Here is a 23,020-nt window from a genome sequence, read left to right as displayed (position 1 = left end):
TCGTCTCGGGCCGCGGAGCGACGGTGTGCAGCACGCTACGGCTGCGGTCCAGCAGCGCACAAGACCTTTCCGGCTGGCGGAAATCCGCCGGATTTCCGTCAGTGGGGAAACCGTTGACACCCTCGGCCGGGCCACGCTTACGTCGGCATCATGAACTTCACTCGACGAGACGGACGGCGCCGTCCGGTACCCGCCCGAACCCTGGCGGCCGCCGTGGGCCTGGCCATGGTCGGCGCCCTCGCGACCGCGCTCCCAGCGACCGCGGATCAGGTCCCGGCCCACCACGAGGTGGTCGCCGTGACCGCCTCTGGCAGCGACGGCAACCTCCCCGAGAGCGCGGTGGACGGGGACCCGACCACCCGGTGGTCCGCACAGAGCGTCGATGGGGCCGATCCGCAATGGCTCACCATCGACCTCGGCGGCGTCCAGCAGGTCGGCTACCTCGGGATCGCGTGGCATCAGGGCGACCGGCGCCAGTCCTACTTCGACATCGAGGTGTCGACCGACGGCGAAGTCTGGGAGACCGCGCTGGCCGGCGGCGAGAGCTCCGGCGCCTCATTGAACTTCGAGCCCGTGGAACTGGGGGTGGCGCCCGACACCGGGCTCGCCGCCCGGTACCTGCGCTACGTCGGGCACGGCAACACCGCGAGCGGCTGGAACAGCGTGACCGAACTCCGGGCGTACCTACCGAACCCCGACGGCGCCATCGTCGACGACCTCTCCGACCTGCTGCCCGGGCCGGATCCGGACGCCGAGCCGTGGACGGCGCCGGGGCTCGTGACGCCGGACGGCACCCCGTACGCCGTCGCCGAGCCCGCACCCGCGAACGGAGCCACGCTCGACGTCCGCGACTACGGCGCCGATCCGGCAGCCGACACCGGTGACGACGCCGTCGCCCTTCGTGCCGCGCTCGCGGCGGCCGCGCCGGGGGACACCGTGCTCCTGCCACCGGGGACCTATGACCTGATCAGCACCGACCCCGCCGACCCGACCACGCACGTGGTGCTGCGCTCCGGGGTGCACCTGATCGGTTCCGGCGCCGACGTCACCATCCTGCGCTCGGCGCTCACGGAGGCGACCTCCGCGGGGAAGGTGCTCCGCGGTTACGGCATCCACGACGTTGTCATCGCCGAGCTGACCATCACCTCCACGTTCGACGGACCGTTCAGCGACGACTCCAAGGACAACACCATCGGAGGCGGCCCCACCTACGGCATCTACCTCGCCCACCAGGGGCCCGACGGCAGCGAACGAGTGCTGGTCGAGAACGTCACCGTGGAGCGTTTCCAGCGGATCGCGATCCGGATCGAACGCAGCAGGGACGTGACCGTCCGGGGCAGCCACATCGCGAACGCGACCTCCGTGGGCGGCGGCGGCGCAGGGTACGGGATCGCGATCCAGGGGGCTCCGGGCGAGGACCGGTACGCCTACGACGACGACTCCCGGCACAACCTGATCACCGGCAACACCTTCGACGGCAGGTATCTCAGGCACGCGATACTGCTGCAGTACTACACCCACAACAACCTGATCACCGGCAACACGATCACCGGTGGCGTGCTCGACGCGATCGACCTGCACGGCGAGGACGAGTACCTCAACGAGATCAGCCGGAACACGGTCACCGGTGGAAGGGCCGCGGGCATCGCCCTCGGCAACACCGGCGGCGGCGCCACCCAGCACGACGCCTCCGGGCCGGGCAACTGGGTCCACCACAACACCCTGCGGGGCAACCGGGAGGCCGTGATCGTGATGCTCGGCTCGCCGACGACCCTGATCGAGCACAACGTCATCGTCGCCGGCCAGTTCGCGCCGGCACGCTCCGGGATCGAGCTCCGCAACGCGCCGGGGACCGTGGTCCGGGCGAACACGATCACCGGGAACCGGGCCGAGGGGTTCTGGGGGATCCGACTGGTCCCGGACCCGGGCGACGACGGTCACGCCGCCGGTGACCCCACCGACGTGCTCATCGAGGCCAACGTCGTGACCGGCAACGCGAACGGCGTCCGCATCGACGCCGGCGCCGGGATCGAGCTGCGGGCCAACGTGATCGCCGGCAACCGTGGCGAGGACCTGGTCATCGCCGACGGCGCGGAGGTGATCGGCGGTTGAGCGTCGCGGCGGGTGGTCGGCGAGACCGGCCCCGGTCACCCGACCCGGGTGGTCGGGGGACCGGCCGGGCCGACCACCCGCCCTCAGGCGGCGACCGCGACGGTCAGCAGCGTGAACGCCGCGACGATGATGGCGACGCGCACGTAGTGAAGGGCGTCCCAGCGCCCTACTTGTTCGCGCCAGTCGGCCGGCGCCGTCTCGGGCGTCCAGTTCTTCGACCGGTTGTTGATGGGCACCAGCAGGGTGACGGACATCAGCACGCTCAGCACCAGCAGGCCGGCCGCGATCCAGGCCGCGATGGCTGCCTCGGGAAGCAGCATGGCCGCCGCGGCTGTGAGCAGGAGCGATCCGAAGTACCAGAACGGCATGAGCCGCCCGAGCATCCGACCTCCGTCGGCTCGTGCCAGGAGCCCGGCGTTCTCCGGCAGCCGGTCGACGATCGGGTTGATGACGAAGGCCACCGACGCCTCGACCCCGACCATCACCCCCGTGACCACCACTGCGACGATCGGCAACCAGTCCATGTCAATCTCCTCTGTCTGTGAGCAAAAATCTAGCAATGCTAGAAAACGTAGCAGGAGAAACCTAGCAGCGCTAGTATTGAGTCATGACCACACCGGCAGCCGCGCACAAGGCACGTCGGCTCGCGGAGCGGGAGAAGCGGATCGTCGCCGCGGCTCGAGCGCTCGCGGAGGAGCAGGGCTGGGAAGCGGTGACGACGCGACGGCTCTCGGACGCGATCGGGTACAGCCAGCCCGTGCTCTACTCGCACTTCCCCGAGGGCAGGTCCCAGATCGTCACCGCCGTGGCGCTCGACGGCATGGTCGAACTCGCGGGAGCGATGGTCGCGACGACCGCACCCGACCGGGCTCGGCCCGGCGCGGAGTGTGTGCGCGCGCTCGTCACGTCCTACCTGGACTTCGCCGACCGTCATCCGGCTACGTACGAGGCGATGTTCCGCCTGCCGATCGGCGTGCCGTTCGCCTCCGCGGACACACCACGCCCGCTGCGGGATGCGTTCGAGGCGATCGTCGCCGCGCTCCGTGGACTCGACCGGCCGCCGGCGGACCTGGAGACGGCGGCCGAGGTGCTGTGGGGGGCGGTGCACGGCGTGGCGACACTGGAGCGGGCGGCCCGGTTCTCGCCCGGGAACCAGGAGCGTCGCGTCGCCGAGCTCGTCCGTCACTTCGTGGACTGACGGCCCGACGCCGGTGATGAGCTCGCTCGGTCAGCCCTTGATCCCGCTCGCGAACCCGATGATGAAGTACTTCTGCAGGAAGAAGTAGACGATCAGCAGCGGGATGATCGCGATCGCCATGCCGGCGAACAGCACCCCCCAGTCCGTGGCGAACTCGCCGCGGAACGCGTAGATCGCCACCGGTAGGGTCTGCTGGCTGCTGCCGCCCACGTAGAGCAGCGGGGTGAGGAAGTCGTTCCAGGTGGTGATCCCGGTGAGGATCACGACGGTGCCGGTGATCGGGCGCAGCAGCGGGAACACGATCTTGCGGAACATCGTGACCGGACCGGCGCCGTCGACCCGGGCGGCCTCCTCGTACTCGCGGGGCAGTGCCCGGATGAACCCTGCGTAGAGGAAGATCGTGAACGGTAGCTGGTGTCCGGCTTCGAACAGGATCAGCGCGGTCCAGGTGCCGAGCAGGTTCGCCGAGTTCATGAACTGGTACAACGGCACCATGCCGAGCTGCAGTGGGATCATCAGCCCGACCAGGAACACCAGGTAGGCCACGGTGCTGAGCCGGCTCAGCCGCCGGGCCAGCGTGTAGGCGGCCATGGAACCGAAGCCCACCAGGATGAGCACGCTGAGGGCGACCACGACGATCGAGTTGAGGTACGCCTCGCCCAGGTCTCCGCGGTCCCAGGCGGTGGCGAAGTTGTCCAGGTTCAGCGTGGTCGGAAGCCCGAGCGGGCTCGAGGCCACCTCGGCCTGCGTCTTCATCGAGACGGTGAAGAACACATAGAACGGGAAGATGAACGCGCACGCGACGAGCACCATGAGCGCCTCGCGGCCAAGCCTGGCCGCCCCGAACCGCCGGGTCATCGGTCCACGTCGAATCGTCGCAGGGCGCCGAGCTGGACCATGGTGAAGGCGAACACGATCATCGTGAGCACCAGGGCGATCGCGGTGGAGTAGCCGAACCGGCCGGACACGAAGGCCTCCTTGTACATGATCACGGACAGCGTCTCGGTGGCGTAGCCGGGCCCGCCGCCGGTCATCGCGAACACCTGGTCGAACAGCTTCAGGCTGCTGATCAGGGTCAGTGACATCGCGACGGTGGTCGCGGGGATGAGCAGCGGCACCGTGACCAGGCGGGTGCGCTGCCACCACGACGCTCCGTCCAGGGCGGCGGACTCGTTGAGCTCGGTGGGGATCCCCTGCAGCCCGGCCAGGTAGATCACCATGGTCAGCCCGGCGCTCTGCCAGATCACCACGCCGATCACGGTCCACAGCGCCAGCGAGGAGTCACCGAGCCAGTTCTGCGCGAGGAAGTCCAGCCCCAGCCCGCGCAGGACCCTGTTCAGCGGCCCCTGCGGCGTGAGGATGAACGTCCACAGGAACGCGATGATCACCGGCGGCAGCAGGGCGGGCGCGAAGAACAGCGTGCGCAGCACGTTCCTGGTCACCAGCGACGTGTGCAGCGCCAGCGCCAGCGCCAGCCCGACGAGCGTCTGCACCACCGTCACCGACACGGCGATGATCAGCGAGTTCCGCAACGCCGAGCGGGCTGCCACGTCGGAGAAGATCTCCACAAAGTTGGCCCAGCCGATGAAGTTCGTGCCGTCGGCGCGCCCGGTCCAGTCGGTGAACGCGTACACCGCCCCGGACAGCGTCGGGTAGAGCACCACCATGGCGTAGAGGACGAACGCGGGCAGCAGGAGTGCGTACGGCACCCCGCCCGGGGTCAGTCGCCCCTTCCTGCCCGACGGCGTCGGTCCGGTCGTGCGCGGTGACGTCGCCGTGGTCACGGCTGAGGTCACGGCGTGCCCTTCGCGTACTCGGCGTCCATCTGGGCCAGGAGGTCGGCGATGGTGATCTCGTCCGCGTAGAGCTGCTGCCCGGACTGCAGCATGGTCTGCTGCACGTCCCCGTTCGGCCACAGGTAGTTCGCATAGGAGACGGTCCTTCCCGCCTCGACGAGCGGCAGCACCGGCTCGAGCGCAGGGTTGTCGACCTGGACTCCGACGTCCAGACCGGGCAGCACCGCAAGCGTGTTCGCGTAGGTCTCCACGTTCGCGGGTTCGGCGAGGAACTCCAGGAGGGCGCGGGTGCCGTCGGGGTTGGTGGCCGCCGCGTTGACGGCCAGGAAGTCCGGCGCGGTCGGCATCAGGGTGGCGTCGGCGTCGTCGCCGGCGGGCATCGCGAGGATGGAGAACGCCTCGGCGCCGGTCTCGGAGTACTCATACAGGGCGGGCAGGCCCGAGTTGGTGAGCACGGTCATTCCGGCGGCGCCGGTGGCCAGGTCCTGCATGGCCTGGTCGGGCGAGACCCCGAGCGCGCCCTCCGTGAAGTAGCCACGGTCCCGCAGTTCCAGGTACTTCGTGAACACCTCGGTCCAGCCGGGCTCATCGGTGAAGCTGGTCTCCCCGGCGCGCATCTGGGCGTCGAGATCGGGGTTCGGCCCGTACAGCAGGGTCCCGGCCAGGATGTACACGTAGAACTGCAGGTAGATCGCGCCGCCGGACAATCCGTGCGAGATCGCGGTCCGGCCGGAGTCGGTCAGGGCCTGGCTGACGTCGAGGAGCTCGGTCCAGGTGGTCGGGGGCTCGAGGCCCAGCTCGTCGAAGACAGCGAGGTTGTAGGCCATGACGAGTGAGTTCCGAGCGACCGGGAACGCGAACGTCTTGCCGTCGACGTCCGAGAGGGCCCGGGTGCCGTCGTCGATGTTCGCGGCCCAGGCAGCGTCGGAGAGGTCGAGCAGGTCCCCGCCGCTGCCGAGCACACCGGCAGCCACGTTGGAGGAGTACCCGGGCGAGACCCGGAAGATGTCCGCCGCGGTCCCGGACGAGAGTTGCACGGCCAGCTGCTGGTTCATGTCCGGCACGGCCACGGACGTGATGTCGAGCTCGACGCCGCTGTCGGCGGTGAACGGTTCCACGAGCGGTTCGATGCCGGTGTTCTGCTCGGTGGACAGGTACGCGGTGACGGTGCCACCGCCGTCGCCGGACCCGGACTGCTCACCCGGGTCTCCGTCGTCGTCGTTCACGAAACCGCCGCACCCGGCGAGCGTGAGGGCGCCGAACCCGGCGCCGCCGAGGAGCAGGGCGCGACGGGACGGGGTGAAGCGCGTTTCCGAGGTGATGGGGGACATGATGGGCCTCTCCTTCGAGGGTCTGGCGTGGGGTGGGGGTGTTTGTCGGGTCAGGCGCGGCGCGGGTGGCCGGTCGCGGCAGGTTCGGTCGGGTGGGTCGAGTCGGGCTCGGGCTCGGGCTCGGTACGGGGTGCGCCGGGGTCGCCGGGCACGATGGCGCCGTGGGCGCGCAGGGCGGCGCGAACGTCTTCGATGGGCACGTCCGCGGCGGCGGCACCGGTCCGGGCGGCGAGGGCCGTGATGGCCCCGGCCGCCTGACCCATCGCCATGCAGGAGGCCTGCACCCGGTAGGCGGAGTTGGCTTCCTGGTCGCCCGCGATCGCCCGGCCGGCCACCACCAGATTCGTGCTCCCTCGAGGGATCATGGCGCCGCGAGGGATGGTGGGGAACGTGCCGAACGTCAGCGGCCGGATGTCGATGCCGTCGCCGTCGTGGGAGTGCACGTCGATCGGGTAGAAGCTGTAGCTGACCGCGTCGTCCCAGAGCCGCCCACTGGTGTAGTCGACGGCGGTGACCCGGGTCAGGCCGTCGATCGTGTACGTCTCCCGGACGCCGGTCTCGATGGCCCAGCGGTCCACCGTCAGGCCCTCCAGCCCGGGCAGCGAACGCAGGAACGTGTACACGCGCAACAGGGTGCGGCGTCCGGCGAGCTCGGCGGCCGTCTTCGCGGCGGACGTACCGCCCTCGATACCGGGCACGTGGATGGCGTTCTCACCGTGGTTGCGCAGGAACTTGCGCATCGGGTTCGTGAAGTCGTGCAGGTCGCCCGGCTGCAGCTCGCCGGCGGCGATGGCCCGGTCGTAGGCGGCGTTGAGGGCGTCGTAGTCCAGGCCCTCGGTCTGGTAGCCGCCGAAGCGGACCATGATCGTGCCCGGCTGGCGGTGGGTGTTGGCGTGCCGGCGCAACCCGGCGTGCGCCACCACGTCCGCGTCCCCGGTGGCGTCCACCAACATCGCGGTGGTGACCTCCACCAGACCCTCTTTGGTGCACAGGGTCACATCCCAGCCGGTCTCCGTGCGGGCCACCCGCGCCACCATGGTGTGCAGCAGCAGGTCGGCGCCGGAGGCCATCACGGTCTCGTCGATCACGGACGCGTAGATCGCGGGGCTGACCGGGACCTGGAGCTTGAAGTGGGGTAGCTGCCACTGGGTGAAGTCCGGCAGGTCGCGGCCGGTCAGCTCCACCGATCGGCGCACCATGTCCCAGCCGATCCCGGCGATGATCTGCTGGCCCCAGGCGTGGAACAGTCCGGGCAGCGCCACACCGGCCACCGTCGTAGTGCCGCCCAGAGCGCCGTTCTTCTCCACCAGCAGGGTGCGGGCGCCGAGCCGGGCGGCCTGGATCGCTGCGGGGCAACCGGCGGGCCCGCCGCCGATCACGATGACGTCGTAGTGAGTGGTCATGAATCCTCCGGGGTCTGGCTCGTGGGGGCGCCGAGCAGGACCGAGAGCTCCTCGGAGGCGCGGGCGACCGCACGTCGCAGGGTCTCGTCGTGTCCTGCGCTGTGCCGCACCGAGGGGTAACCGATGCACAGCGCCGCGACCGTCCGACCGGTGTGATCGCGCACCGGCGCCGCCACTCCGCACACCCCTGGCGCGTCTTCCTCGTAGTTCGTGGCGTAACCCTGCGCGAGCACCTCGCCCACGAGCTTCTCGAGTGCGGCGCGGGTCGGCTTGCCGGTGGTGCGCCAAGGCGCCGACTTGAGCATCGCATCGCGTTGCTCGGTCGGCAGCGCCGCGAACAGGACCTTGCCGGCCGCGGTCCGGAACGGTGGCGTACTGGACTCGTCCTCGAACGTGGCCGTGGTCGGGTTGATGTTGAGCAGCTGCGGGCTGACCAGGACCGAGAGGTCCACCCGCAGGCTGTCCTTGAGGACCGAAAGGTGCACGGTCTCGTTCGTCGTGCGCCACAGCTCGCGTAGCACCGGCGCGGCCACCGAGGCGAGGTCGGACTGCGCCACATAGGACCGGTTGAGCTCGAAGAAGGTGGGGCCGAGCATGTAGCTGCGGCCCGGCCCGGCCTGACGGACCAGGCCGTGGGTGGCCAGCGCGCTGAGTAGGGTCCGCCCGGTGGAAGGCCGAAGCCCGACTGCGGTGGTGACGTCCTTGAGGGAGAGCCCGCCTCCACCGGCGCCAGCGATGGCGCGCAACAGCGCCACGGTGCGGTCAATCACCTGGATCGAGCTGCGTGGCACCAGCGAGCCCTGGGGGGTGGGCCCTTCGTCGTCGACGGCCATGTCTTCCACTCCAACGCGAGATAGTCGAACGAGTTACGAGAATGCGGTGACGTTAGCACCAACCGTTGACACGATTCAACCACTGTCGATACGGTCATGACATCGCAATGCCGTACAGCATTCGACAATGTCGAACGCAGCGCATCTGGACCGACTGCACCGCAGCACGAAGCCCGGACCGGTTCGCACCAGCGAGCCGGGTTCTCCCAGCCAGGCCTCCCGCCCCGGAGCGAATGCTCCCCGTCCCAAGGACAACGATGACCGCGCCCCTCAGGCCCCGCCGCACCCGCAGGCTCGTTCGTGCTCACACGCCCCGTGGCATGGCCGCGTCCGGGCCCGGTGGCGCGCTCCGCCGTCGCACCCTGACGGCGGGAGCGGCGATCGCTGCCATGCTCGCCGCGACGCTGGCAGCGCCGGCCGGTGCCGAACCCGTGCCGGCCGGATCGGGAGTCGATTCCGGCGTCCTCATCAGCGAGGTGGGCGGTGCGTACGGGCCGGGCGGCACCCGCGAGGACTTCGTCGAGATCCAGAACTACTCCGCCGGCCCGGTGGACATCACCGGGTGGCGCATCTACAGGTGCATCGGCACCGGCGACAGGTCCCACCCACCGCAGGTCGTCATACCCGAACATGTACTGGCGCCGGGGGAGCGCTACACCATCGCCCGCCCGGCGGACCTGAGCTCCATCGACCCGTCGGTGGTCGATCAGACGTACGCCACCAGCATGCACCCGGAGAGCTTCGGCGTGTATCTGCAGGATGCGCACTACGGCCGGGTGGACTCGCTCGCGGTGTTCCCGGAGGGCGCGCTGAGCGCCTGCGGCACCGGCGCGGATGACGTGCTGCCCAACGACCTGATCGACGTGGTCGGGGAGTCCTACCAGCGGGTCGCAATGCAGGGCCCGGCGTCGACCGCGTTCATCACCGCGCTCCGCACCCCGGGCCTCGCGAACGCCACCCAGGAGCGCAGCCGGGCTGGCGGTGACGTGCTCATCAGCGAGATCGCCAACATCGGGCCGAGCGGCAACGTCGAGGGTTTCGTCGAGATCGCGAACTACGGCACCGCGGACGCGGATCTGAGCGGCTGGACCGTCTACCAGTGCGGTCCGAACGGTCGCATGGGTGCCGGGTCCGCGCTCGAGGTCGGCACGATCCTGCCCGCGGGCGGGACGCTGACGCTCAGCGCCGCCCGGAACCCGGCCGTGCCGGATCCTGACGTCATCTTCGCCGCCGCGCTGCACGTGCGGATGGCCGGCGCACTGATCCTGGACGAGGAGCAGCTCACCGTGGACCGGGTGGGTCTGTACAACAACCGCGACTCCGCCTGCGCAGACGGCACACCGGCCCCGGCCACCCTGGCGGGCTTCACTGCGCAGAGCTACCAACGGATCGGCGCCACCCGGGACAACGCTGCGGACTTCGTCCAGACCGAGCGCACCCCGGGCGAGCTCGTCGAACCGACGCCCAGCCAGGGCGAGCCCTTCGTGTTCGGCCCGATCCGGGTCAGCGAGGCCTCACCCGCCGGGCCCGGCGGCGTGGACGACGAGTTCTTCGAGCTCGCGAACTACGGCGACGAACCGGTCGATCTGACCGGCTGGTCGGTGTGGAGCTGCGCCGGAGACGGCTCGCGGATCACCACGCCACGGGTCGCGGACATCGGCGCGGTGCTCGAAACCGGGCAGGTATGGGTCGCGGCCCACGTCAACGCTCCCGCCGCGCTACGCGCTCTCGCGCAGGCCACCTATACCGGCGCGCTGAACCAGACCGGTGGCTACGGCCTGTACGTCCAGGACGCCGAAGGCGAACTGGTCGACTCCCTCGGCGTCTACTTCGAGGACGCCTCTCGCACCGCGAACGACCGGTACAGCCCGTGCACGAAGGGGTACTCGGCGCACAACGCCTACCGCTTCGACGAGGCGGACAGCCACTCCCGGGTGCAGGCCACCGGAGTGGACGGGCAGGACTTCCAGCTAGTGGAACGGACCCCCGGTGAGTTCAACACCGCGGTGTACGACCCGGGCACGGGCACTGCACCCGGCGCGCTCGACCCGGTCGACGTGCCGACGTCGCACCGCCCGGACATGCCCGAGACCACCGGCGAGGCCTACACCGATCCCGCGCTCACCGAACGCGCGATCACGGTCACGGCCGCCGACCCCGACGGCGACCTGGAGTCCGTGGCCGTGCGGGCCGCGGCGATCCTCGACCTGGCCCAGGACGCGATCTCCACGGTCGCCGGCGTTACCCACGGCGGCCCGCTCGCCGCGGCTCCCGGCACGGACACCTCCGAGTCCGCCGTCGCGGACGGTCCGGCCGGGCTCGCCGTCGGCGACGACCGGTACGGCTACCCGTACCAGCGCTACGTGCTGGACGTGAGTGACCTGGCCGGTGACCTCGACGTCGTCTGGGAGGGGCGTTCGCTCGAACGCAACGAGCTGCAGCTGCTGGCTTGGGACGCCGTCGGCGGTGCTTGGGACCTGCTTGACGCGAGCCAGGTCGGACCGGACGGCGCGGTGACGCTGCACGGCGCTCTCGCCGGGTACGCGGTCGACGACGTGGTGCACGTGGCCGTGCAGGACGGGCCACGCACGGCGCAGACGTTCGATGCATCAGTGGAGCCGAATCTGGCGTTCCAGGATCCTGGTCTCTACGACTTCTCGATCAGTCACATCTCGGACCCGCAGATGCTCGCGGAGTATGAACGCCAGCGGTACACGGACATGTTCTCCTGGGTGGTGGCCAATGCCGACGCCCGGAACATCGCCTACTCCGCGATCACCGGGGACATGATCCAGAACTGGCTCTTCGGCACCCAGGACCGGGAGCGCGCCGGTCGCGAGTTCCAGGCGTCCTCGGACATCCTGCGCCTGCTGGAGGACGCGCAGATCCCGCACGGGGTGCTGCCGGGCAACCACGACAACCTGTGGGGGCTCGACCAGAGCCTGTTCAACTCCTACTTCGGCCCGGAGCGTTACGCCGACCAGCCGTGGTGGGGTGACTCGCTGACCGAGACGGACAACTCCTTCCACTACGACACGTTCGAGGCCGCCGGCACCCAGTTCCTGGTGGTGAACCTCGGGTTCACCCAGGACGATGCGGGCTACGCCTGGGCGGAGCAGGTGATCGCCGAGCACCCCGACCACAACGTGGTCATCGCCTCGCACGAGTACTTCAACGACGAGGGCGAACGGACCACCCGGGACGGCGAGCGTTGGACCTCGCGCGGACAGGAGATCTGGGAGCAGCTCGTCCAGCCGTACGAGAACGTGTTCCTGGTGCTCGCCGGGCACCACTCGGGCGTGGTGACCCACGAGGTCAGCGTGCCCCGGGCGGACGGGAGTACCCGCACCGTGGTGGAGATGATGGCGAACTACCAGAGTTTCCAGACGCGGGACGGGAACCTCGCGAACCGGTACCGCGACGTCGCCATGCAACGTCTGCTCCAGTTCGACGTCGCCTCCCAGCAGATGGCGGTGAACACGTACTCGGCCACTTTGGACCTGTTCAACGCCTGGTCGGTGGACACCTATCCCTACCGGGGTGAGAACGCCCGGTTCACCGACGCCGACGACGAGTTCATCACCGGCGTCTCGATCATGTACCCGAAGCTGGTGGAGACCACCTCGTTGACGGCGACCGAGCCCCTACAGACGCTACCCGCGCAGACCGTGCCGGGCGAAGGCGGTGGCTTGATCACGACGGCAACCCTGGCCGGCATCGCGCAGGGCGAGGGCTACGCCTGGATCGCCGAGGCTGTCGACGCCACCGGCGCCGCCACCCGGGGCCCGGTCACCCGGTTCGCCGGTGGCCTGGAGTGCACCACGACCCTCACCGGGAGTACGCCCGGGCGAGTGGTCGTGGAATCGGGAGTCACCTGCATCGCTGATGGTGCGACCGTCCGCGGCCCGGTCATGGTGACCGCGGGCGCCTCCCTCGTGGCCGGTTCCGCCACCCTGAACGGGCCCGTCACGGCAGACGGCGCCGCGCACGTCCACCTGCGCGACACCGTGATCCGCGGGCCGGTGCGGATCACCGGCAGCACCGTTTCGAGCGTGCTCTCCGGACTCACGATCGATGGGCCACTCACCTGCACCGGCAACGCGGCGAGCACCGACGAGGGCGTGCCGAACGAGGTGAGCGGCCCGGTGCGTGGAGAATGTCCGGGTGTGGGTGATCGATGATCGGCTACGCTCGCTGAGGTCGACGCTGCCGGCCGACGACGGCCGCCAGTGGTCCGGGGGTCGGACCCGTCTCCCGGGCCAGTGAGCGCGTCTGGGACGCTGGCGGCATGACCGAAGATCATGTCCTCGTCGTTGGCATTGACGGCGTGCGCTACGACACCCTCCGAGAGGTCGCGACCCCCCACCTGGACGCGCTCGAGGCGGCAGGGTTCCTGCGGCCTCTGCGCGTCAACGACGCCGGGCCCACGATCTCGGGCCCCTCGTGGTCGACCATCTTCACCGGTGTCCTCACCCCGGACCACGGCGTGGTCGACAACGACTTCAGCAGCAACCGCTACGCCGAACATCCCGATGTCGTGAGCCTCGTGCGCCGGCAACGTCCCGACGTCGCCACCTGGGTGGGCGCAACCTGGACACCGCTGGTCACGAACGACTCGGGCGGCCCGCTGTTCGCGGACGGCGGTTGGTCGCCCGCCAGCCCACCGGCGCACACCTGCGAGGCGTGGCTCGCCGTCGACGCCGAGATGACCAGCCACGCTGTCGCCCACCTCACGTCTCACGCCGCCGACGGTGGTTCGCTGGTGGTCGCGTACCTGGGCTCACCCGACGAGGTCGCTCACCTGCGTGGTGTCGGGCATGAGTACCGCGACGCCATCGTCGCCGCAGACGCGCACCTGGGCCGGATGCTGGCCGCGGTCGCGGGCCGCGAGGGCGAGGACTGGACCGTCATCGTCCTCACCGACCACGGTCACGTCGACGGGGGCGGCCACGGCGGCGACACCGAGGTCGAACGCACCGCATGGATCGCCGCCTCCGGTCCGGGTCTGGCGACGCCGGTCCCGCGCTCGCTGGAACAGGCGGACGTCGCCGCCCAGATGTTGGCGGTGCTCGGCGTCACCCCCACCTCGGCCGCCTTCATCGGTCGGCCGTTCGGGTTCCGATGACTGCGCCGGCGAAGATCCCATGACCGCCAGCACCGTCCTGCTGGTCGTGCTGGCGACCGCGGCGTTGCACGCGGTGTGGAACGCCGTCGCCAAGTCCATCGGCGACCGATGGGTGGCGACCTTCCTCTTCGGGTCGGCGATCGCCGTCACCGGCGCGGTCGGCGCGGTCATCGCGACTGCGACACTCGGGCTCCCCGACCCGGCGAGCTGGCCGTTCCTGGTGCTCTCCGCGGTCCTGCAGTGCGTCTACATGGTGTTGCTGACCCGGGCGTACTCGCTCGGGCAGATGAGCCGGCTCTATCCGATCGCGCGCGGGACCTCCCCGGTCGTGGTGACCGCCGTCGCGGTGCTGCTCCTGCACGAGCACCTGTCGACCGTGGCATGGCTGGGCCTGGCTCTGTTGGTGTTCGCCCTGGCCACCCTGGCGCTCTCGCGCGGGTTGCCGCGGCCTGGCACCGGCCTCGGGCTGGCCCTGCTCACCGGGCTCGTGATCGCCGCCTACAGCCTGCTCGACGGCGTCGGCGTGCGGATGACGGCCGAGCCGCTTCCCTACATCTGCTGGATGTTCGCGGTGCTCGGGCCGCTCCTCGCGGGCCTGTCGGCCCGGCAGATGGGGCCGGGCCGGCGCGAGCGGCTCCGCGGCAATGTGCGCATGGGCCTGTTCGGTGGGCTGATGTCGGTGACCTCCTACGGCATCGTGGTCTGGGCACAGGCGTACGCCCCGCTCGCGCTGGTCTCGGCCGTCCGCGAGACCAGCGTGGTCTGGGGTGTGCTCATCGCGCGGTTCATGCTGGGTGAACATCTCTGGAGGCGGGAGGTCGTCGCGATCGTCCTCGCCGCCGGTGGGGCGGTGCTGCTCCAGCTCGGCGGCTGAGCGACTGTCACCCGTGTAGTGCGAACGGGTCTCATTACCGACTAGGGTGTCGGTCGTGTCCCGACTTCTCCAACATCCAGCCGCGGCTCCGACCGGATCACAGTCCGTCAGGGCCGCCCTCCCAGCCACCGCGCCGGAGCGGGCGGCCCCCGGCACCGCGGCACCGCGGCGGGTGGTGCCGCGGGGCGCGGTGGTGGCCGGCCTCGCGGGGCTGGTCCTGCTCACGGTCCTGGTCGCGGCGTCGCTCGGGCCGGTCGCGACGTCTCCGGGCACGGTGCTGCTCGTCCTGCTCGAGCCCGCGCGTCCCGCGCTCGACGCGATCGGTCTGGGCCTGCCCGTGGCCGAACCCGCACACGCCAGCCTGGTCGCCTCGATCCGGCTGCCCCGGGTGCTGCTGGCGGCCCTGACCGGCGCCGCGCTCGCGTGCGCCGGGGCCGTGATGCAGGCGGTGTTCCGCAACCCGCTCGCCGAGCCCGGCATCACCGGCGTGTCCTCGGGGGCGGCATGCGCGGCGGTGCTGCTGATCGTCACCGGCGTCGCGCAGGCCACCCCGTGGGCGCTGCCGATCGGCGCGTTCGCCGGGGCACTCGCGGCCGTCGCCGTGGTGCAGGGCGTCGCCGGGATCACCCGCCCGGGTTCGGCCGGCACCCTGCTCCTGGTCGGCATCGCGCTGAATGCCCTGCTCGGCGCCGTCATCGCCGCCGCGATCGCGAACGCCCCCGACGCCGAGGACGTCCAGCGCGCCACGTTCTGGCTCAACGGGGACCTCACCGCCGCGACCTGGGCGGACGTCCTGCTCATCGTGGTCCCGGTGCTGCTCGGCCTGGCCGCCCTGCTCTGCCTGACCCGCGAGCTCAACCTCATGGTGCTCTCCGAGGAGGCCGCCGCTGCGACCGGGGTGAATACCACCATGGTGAGGCACGTCGGGCTCGGCATCGCGGCGCTGATCACCGCCGCCTGCGTGAGCGTAACCGGCGTGATCTCGTTCGTCGGGCTCGTGGTGCCGCACCTGGTTCGCCTGGTGATCGGGCCCGACCACCGCCGGCTGCTGCCGGTCTCGATCGCCGTGGGAGCGGTGTTCCTGGCGCTGGCCGACCTCGGTGCCCGGCTGCTGTTCAGCCCGGTGGTCCTGCAGACCGGCGTGGTCACCGCCGTCATCGGGGCGCCGGTGCTCCTGGCGCTCGTGATGCGTCGGTCCGCGGCCGTGCCGCGATGACCCGCACCCTGACGGCCCGCGGGATCGCCGTCCGGCTCGGCGGCACTCCGATCCTGCACGGCGTGGACCTGGACGTGGAACCGGGTCGGGTGCACGCCCTGATCGGCCCGAACGGGGCGGGCAAGTCCACGCTGCTGCGCGCCCTCGCGCAGTTGATCACGCCCGACGGCGGATCGGTCACCTCGAGCGGCACCCCGCTCGCTGGTCTGGGCGCCCGCCGCCGCGCGCAGCTGGTCGGCTTCCTCCCGCAGGACACCGGCGTCGACCAGGACTTCACGGTCCGGGACGTGGTGGCGATGGGCCGGTATGCGCACCTGCAGCGGTGGCGCGGGCCGGGCCCACTCGACGCCGACGCGGTGACGCGTGCGTTGGCCCGGGCCGGCGTCGCCGACCTCGCCCACCGCAGCGTGCGCACCCTCTCCGGGGGGCAACGCCAACTGGTACTGATCGCCAAGCAGCTCGCCCAGGCGCCCGGCGCCTACCTTCTCGACGAGCCGGTCTCCGCGCTCGACGTCGCCTATCAGCTCCAGGTCCTGAACCTGCTCCGGGATCTGGCCGGCGACGGCTCGGCCGTGGTCGCGGTGCTGCACGACCTCAACCTCGCCGCTCGGTGCGCCGACACCATCACCATGCTGCACGCCGGCCGGGTGCGCGCCTCCGGGTCACCCGCGCAGGTCCTCACCCCCGACCTGATGGCCGAGGTCTACGGCGTCCGCGCCGTGATCGACACCGACCCGGCGACCGGTACCCCGAGGGTCAGCGCACTCGGCCCGGCGGCCTGACCGGGGCACTGCAGCCAGCAGCCACCAATCGACCCAGCACAGCCACCAATCGACCCAGCACAGCCTCCAACCGACACAGCACAGCCAGCACAGAGAGAGTTCCTGATGACCCATCGCCGCATCCGCTTCACCACCCTCGCCGCCTCGCTCGCAGCGGGACTCCTGCTCGCCTCCTGCGCCGGCGGCGTCGAGCCGGACGCCGACCTGGACGCAACCACCGGCGCGCCGCTGGCCGACGCTCCGGCGGATGCCGACGCCGTCTGGCCACGCACTGTGACCGTCGGCGGGACGGACGTGTCGATCGCGGCCGAGCCACAGCGGATCGTGGCCCTGTCCACCGAGACCGGGGACCTCGCGCTGCAACTGGTGGGACACGAGCGTGTCGCCGCCGTGGCCGCCGGCTCGGTGACCGAGGGGGCCGGCAACCAGCTCGCCGAGGCCGAGCTGGTCGAGACCGTGCTGGCGCCGGGCACCACTCCCGACCCCGAACAGATCCTCGCCCTGGAGCCGGATCTGGTGCTGATGACCGGGCGACACGACGGTGAGGAGGATGCCGCGGGCCTGCTTGCCGGTTCCGGGGTGCCGGCTCTGGTGTTCACCGCGGCGGACTTCGCCGGCCCGGACGCCGTCGCCGCGTCGCTGCGCACGATCGGGACCGCCGTCGGTGCCGACGAGGCCGCCGAGACGGCCGCATCGGCGTTCGAGGCAGAGGTCGCCGAGGTGACCGACGCCGTCGCCGGCGCGACCGAACGCCCCCGCGTGCTCGCCCTGATGGCACGCGGAGACCAGGTACTCATCACCGGCATCGGCTCCACGCCGACCACGCTCGCCGAGCTCGCCGGCGGTGACCCGATCGCGGCGGAGCAGGGCTGGAACGGCACGGTGCCCGCGGATGCCGAGATGATCCTCGCCACCGCACCGGACGTGATCCTCGTGGAGGACTTCCGCGGCGCCGGGCTCGACCCGTTCACCGCGATCCTCGAGGCCGACGCGCTCGCGGACGTCCCGGCGATCGCCGAAGGCCAGGTCCACCTGGTGCCCTCCAGCGAGATCTCCGGGAGCGCCGGGATCCGGATGGCCGACGGCCTGCGCACGCTCGCCGGGATCCTCCAGCCCGACCTGACCGGGAGCTGACCGGCGGTGTCCTTGCTGGGGAGCCTGCTCCGCGACCTCGACGCCCGCGGCTGGTGGACGGTGGCACTCACGTGGGCACGCACCGGGTTCCTCGCCGGTCTCGCGCTCACCCTGGGTGCGGTGCTGGACGCGATCGTCGGTGGTCGCGCGACGATGCCCGACGGCGCAGCCCCGCCCCGGGTGCTCGGCCTCCTCGTCCTCGCGCTGGGTCTTGCCGCCGCGGCGGCGGCGTGCGCGGGTCTGGCGGCCGCGCAGCCGCCGATCATCCAGGGCGAGCAGGAGGTCGCCTGGCGGGGCCGGGCGGTGCGGGCGGTGCTTCGTGGGACCCCGGCGGACGGCGTGGAGCCGGTGGCGCCGACCGGCGGGGCTGGGCCGGGCCGCCCGGCCACGGGCGCTGCGGTGTCCCGCCTGACCGACGCCGTGGAGCGGGTGGCCGGGTACCGGGCGTCCTTCCTGCCACCGACGCTCGCGTCCTTCACCGCGCCGATCGGGGTGCTGGTGGTGATCGCGGTGGCGGTGGATCTCCGGATCGCGCTCGTCCTGGGGACACTCGTCGCGCTCGTGCCGGTCGTGGTGGCGTTCTTCATGCGGCGGTTCCGGCGTCCGAACGCCCGCTACCGCCGCACCGCCGCGGCGGTGGCCGGCAGGTTCCACGAGATGCTGCGGGCGCTCGGCACGCTACGACTGATGGGAGCCACGGGGCGGGGGCGCGACGAACTCGCCGGTGCCTCGGCGAGCCTGGAGCGCGAGATCGGCGCGATGCTGCGCCGCAGCCAGCTCATGATCGGAGTCAACGACGCCCTGTTCTCCCTGGTCATGATCACTGCGGCACTCGGCCTGGCACTGGCCGGGTTCGCCGCCGGGTCCCTCGGCCTCGGCGATGTGCTGGCCACGTTCGGGCTGGCGTTACTGCTCCACGAACCGATCGACCTGATGGGTCGCTCGTTCTACATCGGCATGGGCGGACGGGCCGCCCAGCGTGACCTCGAGGGGCTGTCGGGCCGCACCGGCCCGGGCCGGACCCGCGAGGAGCAGGACGGCGCCGTCCCGGCAGCCGCGCGGTCCGGGGTCTCGTTGACCCTGCGCGGACTCGGCGCCGACCGTGCCGGTGCGCCCGTGCTGCGCGGGCTGGACGTGGCCGTGCCGGCCGGTGGCGTGCTCGCCGTGGCGGGACCGACGGGTGCCGGCAAGACCACACTCGCGATGGTGCTGCAGGGACTGCTGCCCACCGCCGTCGGCGGCATCGACCTCGACGGCCAGCCGGCGGACACCGCCCAACTGCGCGCCCAGGTGCGGACCGTTCCGCAGCAGCCGTTCCTGTTCACCGGCACGATCGCGCAGAACCTGCGCCTGGCCCGACCGGACGCAGGCGACGACGACCTGTGGCACGCGCTGACCGTGGCCCATCTCGACGGCGAGGTGGCCGCGCTCGAGGGAGGACTGGCCCACCGGATCGGGGAGGCCGGAGCGGGACTGTCCGGTGGCCAGATCCGCCGGGTCGGGCTGGCCCGCGCCTTCCTGGCCGACGCGCCCGTGCTCGTCCTGGACGAGCCCACCGCGGACCTGGACCGACGGACGGAGGCGCTCGTGACCCGGAGCCTGCGGGACCTGCGCGGCCGGCGCACGCTCGTCCTCATCGCCCACCGGCTCGCCACGACGGCGGAAGCGGACCTGGTCCTGGTGCTCGCCGACGGCCGGGTCGTCGAGGTGGCAACACCGGCGGATCTGCTCGCCCGTGACGGGTACTACGCCGCCGCGACCGCACGCGAGGACCTGGCGGCCCGTCCATGAGCGCCGGACACCTCGGGATCCTGCCCGTGGCAGCGACGGCGAACGGCGCCGGCCCGGCCCACGTGCCGGAGCGCGACGGTGGGCACGCGTCGACGCCGGCCGTGGTGCTGGAGCTGCTGCGCGGTGCGCGGTCGGCCGCTGGCCTGCTCGGAATCTCGGTCATCGCGCGGATGATCGGCCACGCCGCGGGCGGCGCACTCCTCCTGGTGCCGGCCTGGAACCTCGGCCGACTGGCCGTCGGGGCCGCCGAGCCCGGCCTGCTCGTCGCCGTCACCGTCGCGCTCATGGTGGGCTCCGCGCTCGTCAAGGCGCTGTGCCGCTACCTCGAGCAGCTCACCGGCCACATCGCCGCGTTCCGGCTGCTCGGCCGCATGCGCACCGAACTCTTCGACCGGCTCGTGCCGCTCGCCCCGGCGGTCACCGACACCCACGGCAGCGGCCGCCTGATGTCCGCGGCGACCCGGGACATCGACCGCCTGGAGGTGTTCTACGCCCACACGATCGCCCCGGTCGTGACGGCGGTGTGGATGCCGCTCGCCGGGGTGGCCGTGGCCGTGGTGATCGCCGGCCCGCTACCCGCTCTCGTCCTGCTGGTCGGCGTCGGGGTCGGGGCGATCGTGGTGCCGGTCGCGGGGGCCGGGCGGGCACGTCGGGCCGCGCGCGAGGTGGTCGACCGCCGTACCGTGCTCGCCCAGGAGGTCAGCGACGACCTGCGCGGGCACGCCGAGATCCTCTCCTTCGACGCGGTGGAGCACCGGGCCGCGGCGGTCGACGCCCACGGGCGCGCGGTCGCGTCAGCGCTGCGCGGTACCGCGGGCCTGCTCGGGCGACGTGCGGCGATGACCCTCACGTGGCAGGCCGTGACCACGATCGCGCTCCTCGCGCTCGCCGCAGTCGGGCCCGAGGGGGCGTTCGGCGGCGCGGACACCGCCGTCGTCGCTGCTGCGGGCTCACCCGGCGCGCCACCGGCCGGGTGGGCGGCACTGCCCGCGCTCCTGCTGACGATCGCGCTCGTCCCTGCGATCGCGCCTGCGCTCGGCTCCGTGGAGGCGTTCGCACGATCCTTGCCTGCCGCGCTGGCCAGCGCCCGCAGGCTGCGCGAGCTGACTACGACGCCACCCGCCGTCGCCGACCCGGCCCGGCCCCACGCCGTCGGGCGGGTGCGCGGAACGCTCGACCTCGAGAACGTGACCTTTGCCTACCCGGGCCGGCCGGACCCCGCGCTCCGGGACGTGGACCTGCACGTGCCGGCCGGGTCGTTCGTGGCCGTCGTCGGCGCCACCGGATCCGGGAAGTCCACCCTTGCCCGGCTCCTCACCCGGGTCTGGGACCCCGACGTCGGCGCGGTCCGCCTGGACGGCGTCGACCTGCGCGACCTGGCGCTCGCGGACCTGTGGCGGGAGGTCACGGTCCTCGAGCAGCGGCCGGTGCTGCTGACCGGCACCATCGGCGAGAACCTCGCCCTCGGCCGCCCGGACGCGAGCGCCGAGCAGCTCGCCGCCGCCTGCGCCGCCGCGGGCCTGACGGCGGACCTGGACGCGATGCCGGACGGCCTGGCGACGCGCCTCGGCGAACACGGCCAGCGGCTCTCCGGCGGACAGGCGCAGCGACTGGCGCTGGCCAGGGCGCTGCTGCGGCGCAGCCCGGTCCTGGTCCTGGACGAGGCGACCTCGCACCAGGACGCGCTCACCCAGGACGGCATCATCGACCGGCTCCGCGGCGCCGCCGGCGGGACCGTCGTGCTGATCGCGCACCGGCTCGCCACCGCCCGGGCGGCAGACCTGATCGTCGTGCTCGAGCAGGGACGCGTGGTGGAGACGGGCACCTACGTCGACCTGATCCGCGCGGGCGGCGCATTCGCACGGCTGGCGGCGCACTGACCCGCCGACGCTTGACGGCAGTCCCAGGCACACCGCGCATAATGGGAGTCCATCCACGTGAGGAGCCCGATGTTCGGCGGAATCTTCGGACGTCAGAAGCCGAGCCCAGCGCCGGAGGTCACCCCCGAGGTCGCCGAGGCGCTCGTTCGGGCCGACGAGACCGTGCGACGCGGCACCGACGAGCTCGGCTACGCGACCGCGGAGTTCGGCGAGGTCGACACGCGTGAGCTCGCCGCGGCGCTCACCCAGGCACGCACGCAGTTGCGGGAAGCGTTCCGCCTCAACGGCCTGCTGCTGGACGACGAGCCGGAGACACCGCAGCAACGGCAGCAGCTCGAGGCCGGCGTGCTGGCCACCACCGCGGAGGTGGACCGGCTCGTCCGTGCTCCCGCCTCGGCGTTCGCCAACCGCCGAGCCGCCCTGCGCGACGCGCCGACCGCCATCGCGCGGCTCCGGGCCGAGTCGTCCGACGTCGCGAGCCGGGTGGCGGAGGCGCGCGCCGCACTCGCGACGCTCTCCACCCGCTACAGCGAGGAGGCGATCGTCGCCGTCGCGAACAACCCCGACCAGGCCGAGGCGCTGCTGCAGTTCACCGAGCGCAGCGTGGGTCTCGCCGAACGTCGGCACACGGCCGGCCGCGGCGAGGAGGCGACCAAGGCGATCCGGGTCGCTTCCGACAGCGTCCGCCGCGCCGACGAACTGCTCGACGCCGTCACGGACTACGAGGTGGAGGCGGTCCACGCGGAATCCATCCTGACCGCCGTGCTCGCGGACTCACGCTCCGACATCGCCGAGGCCCGCCACCTGCTGGCGGCGGCCCCGGACCCCGAGGTCGAGACGGCTGCGGCCGCGCTGGACGAGGCCGTGACGGCCGCCGCGACCGGCGAGGCGTCGCGCGACCCGTTCACCACGCTGAGCCGGCTCCGCGCCTCCAACGAGTCGTTGGACCGGCTCGTCCAGGAACGCCGGAACCGGCCCGAGCGGGAGCGGCGGCGCGCCCATCTGGAGGCGGCCCACGCAGACGCCGACCGTCAGATCGCACTCGCGCGCACCCTCATCGCCGACTACCCCGGGTACATCGGTCCGGACTCCAGGACCCGGCTCGCCCAGGCGGAACGGCTGCTCGGCGGCGTCGCACTCGTCGACGATCCGCAGGCCGCACTTGCCCAGGCTCGGCAGGCTGCGGACCTCGCCGCGGACGCGGCCGCGATCGCACGACGAGACCTCGAGGCCGCGCACCTGCGCGAGCAGGAGCAGCGGGCGGGCTGGGGCGAGGACCGTCGTTCCGGCTGGGGCGACGACTGGGGCGGCGGCCGACGTGGCGGGTCCGGGGCCGGCGGGATGCTGGGTGGTGTCATCGGCGGGATGGTGCTCGGCGGCCTCCTCGACGGCCTCGACGACTTCGACTTCGACTTCGACTAGGGCGTGTCTCCTAAAGGTTGGGGGTGTTCGTTGAGAGTCTGTTCTGGTGTCGCGAACTGCCGTGCTGTCAGATGTTCAGTGGGACCTGATTGAGCCGTTGATGCCGTCCTCGGATGGCCGCCA

General features: G+C 71.8%; 17 protein-coding genes. 11 read left to right on the top strand and 6 right to left on the bottom strand.

All coding sequences use genetic code 11. The annotated features are described in order from the left end of the window. Window positions 1-150 precede the first annotated feature (150 nt). Window positions 151-2,112 (top strand): right-handed parallel beta-helix repeat-containing protein, encoded by a 1,962-nt coding sequence (locus KCQ71_RS26450; RefSeq protein ID WP_223411670.1) that lies wholly within the window; start codon window positions 151-153, stop codon window positions 2,110-2,112. 83 nt (window positions 2,113-2,195) lie between these two features. Here KCQ71_RS26450 and KCQ71_RS26445 read toward each other — a convergent pair whose 3' ends face one another. Then, window positions 2,196-2,636: an anthrone oxygenase family protein gene (locus KCQ71_RS26445; RefSeq protein WP_223411669.1), complete on the bottom strand. Its 441-nt coding sequence runs from the start codon at window positions 2,634-2,636 to the stop codon at window positions 2,196-2,198. An 83-nt stretch (window positions 2,637-2,719) separates the two neighbouring features. Here KCQ71_RS26445 and KCQ71_RS26440 point away from each other — a divergent pair, with 83 nt between their 5' ends. Further along, window positions 2,720-3,310 (top strand): TetR/AcrR family transcriptional regulator, encoded by a 591-nt coding sequence (locus tag KCQ71_RS26440; protein ID WP_223411668.1) that lies wholly within the window; start codon window positions 2,720-2,722, stop codon window positions 3,308-3,310. A 30-nt stretch (window positions 3,311-3,340) separates the two neighbouring features. Here the strand turns inward: KCQ71_RS26440 and KCQ71_RS26435 are convergent, their stop codons facing one another. From KCQ71_RS26435 to KCQ71_RS26415, 5 genes are read right to left on the bottom strand one after another with little or no spacing between them, the layout of a single operon-like run. Then, on the bottom strand, window positions 3,341-4,168 hold the full coding sequence (locus tag KCQ71_RS26435; protein WP_223411667.1) for a carbohydrate ABC transporter permease: 828 nt from the start codon (window positions 4,166-4,168) through the stop codon (window positions 3,341-3,343). Beyond that, window positions 4,165-5,106 (bottom strand): carbohydrate ABC transporter permease, encoded by a 942-nt coding sequence (locus KCQ71_RS26430; protein ID WP_223411666.1) that lies wholly within the window; start codon window positions 5,104-5,106, stop codon window positions 4,165-4,167. Before KCQ71_RS26430 ends, KCQ71_RS26435 begins: the two co-directional genes overlap by 4 nt. Next, the gene (locus tag KCQ71_RS26425; protein WP_223411665.1) at window positions 5,103-6,437 is read right to left on the bottom strand and encodes an ABC transporter substrate-binding protein; all 1,335 of its coding nucleotides are present in this window, start codon (window positions 6,435-6,437) and stop codon (window positions 5,103-5,105) included. Before KCQ71_RS26425 ends, KCQ71_RS26430 begins: the two co-directional genes overlap by 4 nt. Window positions 6,438-6,487: 50 nt before the next feature. Continuing rightward, window positions 6,488-7,840 carry an FAD-dependent oxidoreductase gene (locus tag KCQ71_RS26420; RefSeq protein ID WP_223411664.1) on the bottom strand — a complete coding sequence of 451 codons (1,353 nt, stop codon included), beginning with the start codon at window positions 7,838-7,840 and terminating at the stop codon, window positions 6,488-6,490. Then, entirely contained in the window at window positions 7,837-8,673 is an 837-nt protein-coding gene (locus tag KCQ71_RS26415; RefSeq protein WP_223411663.1) for an IclR family transcriptional regulator, read from the bottom strand. The genes KCQ71_RS26420 and KCQ71_RS26415 overlap by 4 nt, the downstream gene beginning before the upstream one ends. Window positions 8,674-8,930: 257 nt before the next feature. On the opposite strand from KCQ71_RS26415, the gene KCQ71_RS26410 reads away from it, so the two are divergent. From KCQ71_RS26410 to KCQ71_RS26370, 9 genes are all read left to right on the top strand, one after another. After that, window positions 8,931-12,854: a lamin tail domain-containing metallophosphoesterase family protein gene (locus KCQ71_RS26410; RefSeq protein WP_223411662.1), complete on the top strand. Its 3,924-nt coding sequence runs from the start codon at window positions 8,931-8,933 to the stop codon at window positions 12,852-12,854. A gap of 107 nt (window positions 12,855-12,961) precedes the next feature. Beyond that, on the top strand, window positions 12,962-13,798 hold the full coding sequence (locus tag KCQ71_RS26405) for an alkaline phosphatase family protein (RefSeq protein ID WP_223411661.1): 837 nt from the start codon (window positions 12,962-12,964) through the stop codon (window positions 13,796-13,798). Between the two features lie 19 nt (window positions 13,799-13,817). Beyond that, window positions 13,818-14,672 (top strand): EamA family transporter, encoded by an 855-nt coding sequence (locus KCQ71_RS26400; protein ID WP_223411660.1) that lies wholly within the window; start codon window positions 13,818-13,820, stop codon window positions 14,670-14,672. A 55-nt stretch (window positions 14,673-14,727) separates the two neighbouring features. Further along, entirely contained in the window at window positions 14,728-15,888 is a 1,161-nt protein-coding gene (locus KCQ71_RS26395) for a FecCD family ABC transporter permease (protein ID WP_223411659.1), read from the top strand. Beyond that, on the top strand, window positions 15,885-16,670 hold the full coding sequence (locus KCQ71_RS26390; protein ID WP_223411658.1) for an ABC transporter ATP-binding protein: 786 nt from the start codon (window positions 15,885-15,887) through the stop codon (window positions 16,668-16,670). The genes KCQ71_RS26395 and KCQ71_RS26390 overlap by 4 nt, the downstream gene beginning before the upstream one ends. A gap of 105 nt (window positions 16,671-16,775) precedes the next feature. Continuing rightward, the gene (locus tag KCQ71_RS26385) at window positions 16,776-17,804 is read left to right on the top strand and encodes an ABC transporter substrate-binding protein (RefSeq protein ID WP_223411657.1); all 1,029 of its coding nucleotides are present in this window, start codon (window positions 16,776-16,778) and stop codon (window positions 17,802-17,804) included. 6 nt (window positions 17,805-17,810) lie between these two features. Beyond that, window positions 17,811-19,595 (top strand): ATP-binding cassette domain-containing protein, encoded by a 1,785-nt coding sequence (locus KCQ71_RS26380; protein ID WP_223411656.1) that lies wholly within the window; start codon window positions 17,811-17,813, stop codon window positions 19,593-19,595. Then, window positions 19,592-21,475, top strand: a complete 1,884-nt coding sequence (locus tag KCQ71_RS26375) for an ABC transporter ATP-binding protein (RefSeq protein ID WP_223411655.1) — start codon at window positions 19,592-19,594, stop codon at window positions 21,473-21,475. Before KCQ71_RS26380 ends, KCQ71_RS26375 begins: the two co-directional genes overlap by 4 nt. A gap of 69 nt (window positions 21,476-21,544) precedes the next feature. Continuing rightward, window positions 21,545-22,897, top strand: a complete 1,353-nt coding sequence (locus tag KCQ71_RS26370) for a hypothetical protein (RefSeq protein ID WP_223411654.1) — start codon at window positions 21,545-21,547, stop codon at window positions 22,895-22,897. The last annotated feature ends 123 nt before the right edge of the window (window positions 22,898-23,020 follow it).

Origin of the sequence: Occultella gossypii (genome assembly GCF_019947135.1) — a bacterium.
Classification (GTDB): domain Bacteria; phylum Actinomycetota; class Actinomycetes; order Actinomycetales; family Beutenbergiaceae; genus Occultella; species Occultella gossypii.
Note: the sequence above shows the minus strand (reverse complement) of the source record. Positions and strands in the feature narration are given on the sequence as shown.